Origin of the sequence: Xenorhabdus khoisanae (assembly GCF_001037465.1) — a bacterium.
In the GTDB taxonomy this organism is placed as follows: Bacteria; Pseudomonadota; Gammaproteobacteria; order Enterobacterales; family Enterobacteriaceae; genus Xenorhabdus; species Xenorhabdus khoisanae.
In genome coordinates this window covers 1-8,171 of record NZ_LFCV01000162.1, presented here as the reverse complement: position 1 = coordinate 8,171, position 8,171 = coordinate 1, and the positions used below count along the sequence as shown (strand labels likewise).

Below are 8,171 nucleotides of genomic sequence, written 5' to 3'. Positions count from 1 at the left end.
GAACTATATATGCTGATTAATATAAGATTAGTAATAAATTTATTATTAGCTGCGTATTTATCTTATTTATTTAACATAAAATTATTATAAATCAATTAGTTAAATTATTAATTTTTATAAAAACCCATAAAGTGAAATTAGGAGAATATGAGTTATCTCTCATGTAAGGAAAACCAAGATACTGTTTAGCCTACGGCAATCAAACAGCCGAGGGATGCAGAGATAACAACAGAACAAAGAAACGTAATTCATATCACGGAAGAACACACCTTGCCTCGGTGAGAGGCTGTTTTTTTACAAAACGTTAATAACAAGGTCAAGTCATTAAAAAAACAATACGAATGTCAGAAAACAAAACGGCGAATCAGGTGGTAACAATAGGCTTACCGTGAACGGTAGTGAATCCGTCAAGGCAGGCTCTATTTACGGGCAATTATCCTTGATAACGCCATAACTTACTGACTCAAAAAAGGATAAAATATGGAAGATGTGCACATATTAGTCGGAAAACGTATTCAAACCAAAAGGAAAGAATTGGGCATTACGGCAACAGCTCTGGCAAAGCAAATCAGTATCAGTCAACAACAACTTTCACGTTACGAAAGAGGGACAAATCGAATTAATTTAGCCCATCTTGTTGTTATTTCAACTATATTAGATACCCCAATTGAGTGGTTTTTTGAAGAATGCTTCAAAAAACACACAAAAGAGGATAACACCGTTAATAAACTCGCGGATCAATATATTCCCATTGCTGAAACAATTATAGGGAAGAATGGTTGTTAAATGGGACAAGATAAACGCGTCAGAAGCCTGTTATGAGACTGATTTAATTGCTCATATTTAAGGCTTCTGACTCTTGTTAGTCAGTATTTCTACATTGTGCATTTCACTGTCAAGAGTGCTCAACAATTCCAATGACATCCATAACAAATCGTTTGATAATTCTCAGTTCTTCCGCCGAATAGCTTTCCAGTTTTTGTAACCACCTTGCTTCCGCTTGTTGATGCAATTTCTCATGGAGATCAAATAGCCGCTTCCCTTCGCGAGTAAGTCTGAAATAGGTTTCTTTCTGGTTATCCACCATTTTCAGTTTCTCAACCATAGAACGTTGAAGAAGTTTTGCACACACTTTTGAGATCGCACCCTTAGTCATTTTCACCGTTTGACTGATAGCGGTGATATTCAATAGCCCAGATTCCCCGATACACTGAATGACATGTAATTCAGACAATGAGTAATCACTGATTCCATACTCACGGAGTGTCTTTTCATCATGTCTTTGCTTAATATCGTCTCTCAGGTGTATCAAATGGTTAACGGCGGCAAGGATCTCGCGTTGGTGGGCTGTGCTGTTAGTCATTTATGATTATTTCTCAGGAAACTATTTCCGACATCATAGCAAAAAAAGATCTTTACAAAATCTACCAATTTATTAATCTCCATATTGTTTCCAAGGAAACAATATGGAGAAAAAGATGAATAAACGTATTTCAGCCCGCAATGTAAAAATGGTCTTCTATCTGGTGTGCTTCAGCGCCCTTTTAGGATCTCTGGCACAAAATATTTATGCTCCCGTTATTCCTACCGTCAAAGAGTTGTTCAATACCTCCTTGCCGTTAGTCAATCTCACTGTATCAGCATTCACATTCGTTTTAGCTTTTATGCAAATCGTATATGGCCCACTCGCTGATCGAAAAGGCCGCAAAGCGATTCTGCTGCCGGCCCTTGCTATCTCCATTATCGGTTCAGTCGGCTGTGCCATGACTTCCGACATTTATTGGCTGATTTTCTTTCGGATAGTGCAAGCCATTGGAATTGCAGCTATTCCAGTTATTGCTGCGACAATTATTGGCGATCTTTATGAAGGACAGGATCGTGCAAAAGCCATCAGTACCTATCAAATGTTATTAACACTTGCCCCTGCGTCAGGGCCATTGATAGGAGGCTATTTAGCTGAATTAGATGGATATGTTGCTATTTTCCAGTTTATTGCCATTATTGGGGGATTGATATTCATCGGAAATTTGTTTTGGTTACCGGAAACTAAACCTGAGCAACAAGAAGGCAATCAAAAAACAGCCTTTCACTTCCGTAAAATTCTATCCGACCGCACCACGCAATCCGTTTTCTTCGTCAGCTTTATGCTGTTCTATTGTTATTTCTGCTTTCTGACTTTTTTACCCATCATCTTAAATAATGAATATGATTTCAGCCCTGCTGATATTGGTTGGATGTATCTCCCCATGTCTTTGGCAATGGTTGCCGGCAGTTATATTTATCGCTTGATTAATCATCGATTTACTAAAGAAAACGGGCTTATTATCAGTAGCTTGCTAAACTTGCTGTTAATCCTGCTTTTTGCCATAACATACCAATTTGGTATTCCTACTTTAATTATTGTCACGGCTTTTTACGGTTTTACTTTGGGGCTATCAACGCCGACACATGCCACCTTGCTGTTGGCAAAATTTGTGGAAGAGCGAGCAACAGTGATTGGGCTTTATAATTTCATCAGGTATACAGGTATGGCTATTGGCCCAATGGTTGGTAGTTTCTTGTTATTCAATAATCGCTATGAATGGATATTTTTAGTGGGAGCCTTGTTATTTGCCTTGGCTATTGGTTTTACTGCCATTATGACGCATTGGCGCGATAAACCATAAAGCACTTCTCAGCCGATGGCGATCCACATCCAGCGAACTTCATCGGCACGCTGTACCACCAATTTTGTGCCTTGCAGTGATAGCTGAATTCCCATCATAAAAGCCGCCAGAACCAACAACATTACCGCAGCAATAATGGCATTAACCCAGTTGGTTTTTTCCATACTTTTTCTACCTCAAGGGCGACCTAAAATACCTGTCGGCATCACGAGTATATCGATTTCATCAGAGGAATTTTGCAAAGGGGCTTTCGCAAAAGGCTGAGAATGGAAGGTTCCGGTTTTCATGCAGAATTCAATAACGTAACATTCAATGAGACATCGCCCAAACCGCCGCAACATTACGTGCCGTTACCCGCAGATTCTCCGACCCTTTAGCGAGAGCATCAGAAAGGGAACACGCTCCCGGTACGATGGAAAATACCGCATCCAACCCATATTGATGCACTACATTGTAATCCTGGCTCATTCCACCCACTAAGGCGATTGTGGGAATGCCAAACTTTTTGGCAACTTTAGCAACGCCAATCGGCGTTTTACCCTGTATCGTCTGCTTATCTATACGGCCTTCTCCCGTAATGACCAAATCTGCCCCCTGAACAGCTTCTTCTAATTTCAACGTATCAATGACAATCTCAATACCTGATTGCAAATTCGCCCCAAGACATCCCAGCAAAGAAGCGCCCATACCTCCCGCCGCCCCCGCGCCTGCTTTATCAATCACGTTTTTGCCTGTTAGCGATTCAATCTTCATCCCATAATGAAGCAATGCAGAATCCAACGCTTTCACCATCTCCGGCGTTGCCCCTTTTTGTGGGCCAAACACCGCTGAAGCTCCTGATTCTCCACATAGCGGGTTATTCACGTCACAAGCCACGGTGAATGCAATTTGACTAAGGCGAGGGTCAAGATCTGTTAAATCAATTCTTTCCAGACGAGTTAACGCTGCACCGCCAAATGGCAGAGTTCGTCCGTCCCCATCAAGTAAATTTGCCCCGAGTGCCTGCATCATACCTGCACCACCATCGTTGGTCGCACTGCCGCCAATGCCTAAAATCAGTTTCTGGGCGCCATGCTCCAATGCGGCCAAAATAAGCTCTCCCGTACCATAACTTGTTGTTACCAAAGGGTTACGCTGTTCTGCTGGTACTAAGTGCAAACCCGAAGCGGCAGCCATTTCAATCACTGCCGTCTTTCCATCACCCAATAGACCGAAAAATGCTTCAACAGGTTGCCCCAACGGATCGGTAACGGTACATGTGATATATTTTCCCCCTGTTGCCGCAACCAGTGATTCCACTGTTCCTTCCCCACCATCTGCCATCGGCAACTTGATGTAATCCGCCTGCGGGAAAATTTCCTGAAATCCCTGCTCTATCGCTTGCGCCACTTGCAAAGCACTCAGGCTTTCCTTAAATGAATCAGGAGCAATCACAATTTTCATGACAAGTTCCTCTATCGCTTTGGGAATGTTTTCTAACATCTCTAACCAGCAAAACCGAATATGCCAAAGATAAAAGAATTTATATCTGAATAATAGAAACACATACCTGAAACTCAATATTGCCCTATGCTATTTTGCGCGCATAAAAAAAGCGATAAATCAATTATCGCTTTTTATCATTAAGAGTATGTGTATTTACGCTTCGATAGCCAACCGCAATTTCTTCATTGCGTTTTTTTCCAGCTGTCGAACACGCTCAGCAGATACTCCATATTTATCTGCCAGTTCCTGCAAGGTGGTTTTGTTGTCATCATCCAGCCAACGAGCCCGAATGATGTCTTGGCTACGCTCATCCAGTCCTTCCATCGCTACAAAAAGTTTATCCGCAGCGTGGTTTTCCCAGTTATCTTCTTCAATGCCATCGGCAAAGTCAGAAGCTTTGTCTTGCAAATACAGCACCGGAGCCACGGGTTGGCTATCGTGATTGTCATCATCAGAAGACATATCAAATGCCATATCCTGCGCTGACATACGGGATTCCATCTCTCGGACGTCTTTGCTGGTCACGCCCAGTTCTTTGGCGACCAGATCAACTTCATCCTGATTGAACCATCCCAGACGTTGTTTCGCCTTGCGCAAATTAAAGAACAGTTTGCGCTGGGCTTTTGTCGTTGCGACTTTCACAATACGCCAGTTACGCAATACATATTCATGGATCTCTGCCTTAATCCAGTGAACAGCAAAAGAGACCAGACGCACACCTACTTCTGGATTAAATCGACGAACCGCTTTCATCAGGCCAATATTACCTTCCTGAATTAAATCCGCCTGTGGCAGGCCATAACCGGCATAGCTGCGAGCAACATGAACAACGAAGCGCAGGTGAGAAAGAATCAGCTTTTTCGCTGCATCCAGATCCCCCTGGTAATGCAGCCTTTCCGCCAGTTCCTTCTCTTCCTCTGCGGAGAGCATAGGATAAGCATTGGAGGCACGGATGTATCCTTCCAAACTACCTTGTGGAACTAATGCCAAAGTTTGCATTTCTTTTGTCATTCAAATTCTCTCAAAATCAGATTCAAATTGATGGCTTTTGAAGTTTGCCCGAATCTACCCATAAGGTTTTTTCAAGCCAAAGATGCGTCTATTTTACCATCATAGAGATCATATTCAAATTGTCTTGATTGTATGGATATCAATACAAATCTGTAACGGTGATTTCGACAGCGATTCAGCCCAAAAGTTCACTTCAAAAAGTTCACTTCAAAACCCGAAAATCACTTTATTCTGGCCTGAAGCGACGCAAATGCTGAATTGTCGCAAACCACGCGGCAATCCAACCGATCATACCCGAAATGAGCACCAACAATAGTGATTCATCCCATCCCAATCCATACAGTTTAAAGTTCGTTCCAAAGACACTCGCCACTTCCGTGACAACATTAGAAAGTTTCCACACCAACAGGGACGAGAGGATTAAAGAAAAAATCGCGCCTAACATCCCCAGCAAAGCGCCGCCATTGAGGAAAGGTCGCAAAATAAAGCCGTCCGTTGCCCCAATCAGTTTCATCACGTTAATTGTTTCGCGGCGGCTGAAGATACTCAACCGGACGCTATTACCAATAACCAAAAGCAGGGCAACCACCATCAAGACACCTATCACGGCAGCAATCCGGCCAATCAGGGCGGTCAGAGCTGTCAGGCGGGAAAACCAGCTCTCATCCATTTTGACTTCTTCAATGCCTGCAATCCGGGAGACTTGATCGCGCAATGTCGTTAATGCTTGTGGGTCTTGGAAATTCAGTTTGGGAGAGACAATGGCAACCGCTGGCAGAGGATTTTCTTCTAACATATCCAAAGCACTGGCAAATCCTGACCAGGCACGAAATTCATTCACCGCTTCTTCGCGGGAAAGGTAATTTACCGATTTCACGCCGTCCAGATCTTTCAGCTGATCAATCACCTGTCTGGCACTGTTGTCATTCAACGACTTATCCAAATAAACCGTAAGCTGTGGAATGGGATACCACTGTACCGCCGCCTGATTGACGTTTTTCCAAACGATATAGAACACGCTCGGCAGAGTCAGGGAAATAGCAATGACCATAATGGTCAGCAGCGTTGCCAATGGCTGGCGCAACATATCTGACAGCGTGCTTTTCCACGCATAACGCCACTGTACACGCCATCCCCCTTTCAATGATTTGGATTTAGACTTTGGGGACAGTGCTTTTTTAGTTGAATGACGGACATTCTTAGCCATGATGTCCTCCTTGCATACGTCCCTGATTCAGGGTCAGGATGCGGTAATTTCTTCGTTCAATGAGGGCAATATCATGGGTAGCCATAAGAACTGTCACCCCAACCCGGTTAAATTCTTCAAACAAACGCATGATCCCCTCGGATAACTCACCATCCAGATTTCCCGTCGGCTCATCCGCCAACAGAACAGTTGGCTTGTTTACCACAGCGCGGGCAATGCCAACGCGCTGCTGTTCTCCACCGGAAAGTTGAATAGGGAAATTTTTCGCTTTGTCCAACAGGCCGACTTTATCCAGCGCCGCAGATACCCGCCGGCGAATGTCTTCAGCACTAGCCCCTGAGATAATCAACGGCATAGCGACATTCTCATATACCGTGCGATCCAGCAGCAGGTGATGATCCTGAAAAATCATGCCGATCTGACGACGCAGAAAAGGGATCTCCCGGGATTTTAATCGGCTGATGTCATGACCGGAAAACCCGATATGACCCGCGCTGGGGCGTTCAATACCACAGATAAGTTTCAAAAGCGTACTTTTGCCCGCCCCTGAATGACCTGTTAAAAATGCCATTTCCCCTGGAAGTAGGTGAAAATCCACCCCTTGCAGCGCCTGCCGCCCTCCCAGATAGGCTTTACTGACCTGTTCAAAGCGAATCATTGATAGTTAATCCTCTCGGGCAAAAAGGGCCTCAATAAAATCGTCTGCCTTAAATGGACGGAGATCTTCAATGCCTTCCCCAACGCCAATGTAGCGAATCGGGATCTCAAATTGGTCGGCAATAGCGAAGATAACCCCCCCTTTTGCAGTACCATCTAGTTTGGTCAGTGAAATACCCGTCAATCCCACAGCCTCATGGAATAGTTTAGCCTGACTTACTGCGTTTTGGCCTGTGCTGGCATCCAGTATCAGCATAATTTCATGGGGCGCAACTTCGTCCAGTTTTTTCATCACTCGAACGATCTTTTTCAGCTCTTCCATCAAATGGGATTTATTCTGCAAACGCCCTGCGGTATCCGCAATCAGGATATCAACGCCTTTGGCCTTGGCTGACTGAATGGCATCAAAAATCACTGAGGCAGGATCGGCCCCCGTATGTTGAGCAACTACAGGAATTTTGTTGCGTTCGCCCCAAACTTGTAACTGCTCCACTGCTGCTGCACGGAAAGTATCCCCTGCCGCTAACATGACTGATTTGCCCTGAGACTGGTATTGGCGCGCTAATTTACCAATCGTGGTTGTCTTGCCGACACCATTCACCCCCACCATCAAGATGACGTAAGGAGATTTACCTCCAATCTCCAGCGGCTTATCAACTTTTGTCAGAATGCCTGACATCTCTTCTTTCAATTTAGCATAAAGCGCTTCCGCATCTTTCAGTTCCTTGCGGCTGGCATGAGCTGTCAGACTGGTAATGATCTTACGTGTCGTTTCAACGCCCACGTCCGCGATCAATAACTGTTCTTCCAGTTCTTCAAACAGATCATCATCAATTTTCTTGCCACGGAACAAACTCAAAAAACCGGAACCAAGATTCTGGCGAGTTTTTACCAGACTGCGTTTCAAGCGAGTAAAGAACCCTTCTTTGGTCGGGCGTTCTTGTTCCTTAGGTAATGCGGCTTGTTCCTCAGCCTGACGAGCGGCTTCTTCCGCTAAACGTTGCTGTTCTGCCTCTTCTGCTGCACGACGGGCCGCTTCTTCCGCCAAACGCTGCTGCTCTGCTTCTGCTGCACGACGGGCGGCTTCTTCCGCCAAACGCTGCTGCTCTGCCTCTTCTGCTGCACGACGGGCCGCTTCTTCCGCT

At 44.6% G+C, this 8,171-nt stretch carries 8 protein-coding genes and 1 pseudogene; 2 read left to right on the top strand and 7 right to left on the bottom strand.

Annotation, left to right across the window (positions count from 1 at the left end):
* The first annotated feature begins 480 nt into the window (after positions 1-480).
* Positions 481-786, top strand: a complete 306-nt coding sequence (locus tag AB204_RS18710; RefSeq protein WP_047964898.1) for a helix-turn-helix domain-containing protein — start codon at positions 481-483, stop codon at positions 784-786.
* Between the two features lie 109 nt (positions 787-895).
* Here the strand turns inward: AB204_RS18710 and AB204_RS18705 are convergent, their stop codons facing one another.
* Positions 896-1,363 (bottom strand): MarR family transcriptional regulator, encoded by a 468-nt coding sequence (locus AB204_RS18705; protein ID WP_047964897.1) that lies wholly within the window; start codon positions 1,361-1,363, stop codon positions 896-898.
* 115 nt (positions 1,364-1,478) lie between these two features.
* On the opposite strand from AB204_RS18705, the gene AB204_RS18700 reads away from it, so the two are divergent.
* The gene (locus tag AB204_RS18700; protein ID WP_047964896.1) at positions 1,479-2,666 is read left to right on the top strand and encodes an MFS transporter; all 1,188 of its coding nucleotides are present in this window, start codon (positions 1,479-1,481) and stop codon (positions 2,664-2,666) included.
* 11 nt (positions 2,667-2,677) lie between these two features.
* Here the strand turns inward: AB204_RS18700 and AB204_RS21675 are convergent.
* The 6 genes and pseudogenes from AB204_RS21675 to ftsY all read right to left on the bottom strand — a co-directional run.
* Positions 2,678-2,830 (bottom strand): annotated as a pseudogene (locus tag AB204_RS21675) (DUF3382 domain-containing protein); the annotation flags it as partial.
* 145 nt (positions 2,831-2,975) lie between these two features.
* Positions 2,976-4,109 carry a glycerate kinase gene (locus AB204_RS18695; protein WP_047964895.1) on the bottom strand — a complete coding sequence of 378 codons (1,134 nt, stop codon included), beginning with the start codon at positions 4,107-4,109 and terminating at the stop codon, positions 2,976-2,978.
* A 195-nt stretch (positions 4,110-4,304) separates the two neighbouring features.
* The gene (rpoH, locus tag AB204_RS18690; RefSeq protein ID WP_047964894.1) at positions 4,305-5,162 is read right to left on the bottom strand and encodes an RNA polymerase sigma factor RpoH; all 858 of its coding nucleotides are present in this window, start codon (positions 5,160-5,162) and stop codon (positions 4,305-4,307) included.
* A 226-nt stretch (positions 5,163-5,388) separates the two neighbouring features.
* Positions 5,389-6,369, bottom strand: a complete 981-nt coding sequence (gene ftsX, locus AB204_RS18685) for a permease-like cell division protein FtsX (protein WP_047964893.1) — start codon at positions 6,367-6,369, stop codon at positions 5,389-5,391.
* On the bottom strand, positions 6,362-7,027 hold the full coding sequence (gene ftsE, locus AB204_RS18680; protein ID WP_047964892.1) for a cell division ATP-binding protein FtsE: 666 nt from the start codon (positions 7,025-7,027) through the stop codon (positions 6,362-6,364). The genes ftsX and ftsE overlap by 8 nt, the downstream gene beginning before the upstream one ends.
* A gap of 6 nt (positions 7,028-7,033) precedes the next feature.
* Positions 7,034-8,171, bottom strand: a 1,138-nt coding sequence (gene ftsY, locus AB204_RS18675; RefSeq protein ID WP_047964891.1) for a signal recognition particle-docking protein FtsY, incomplete at its 5' end; no start/stop codon positions are given.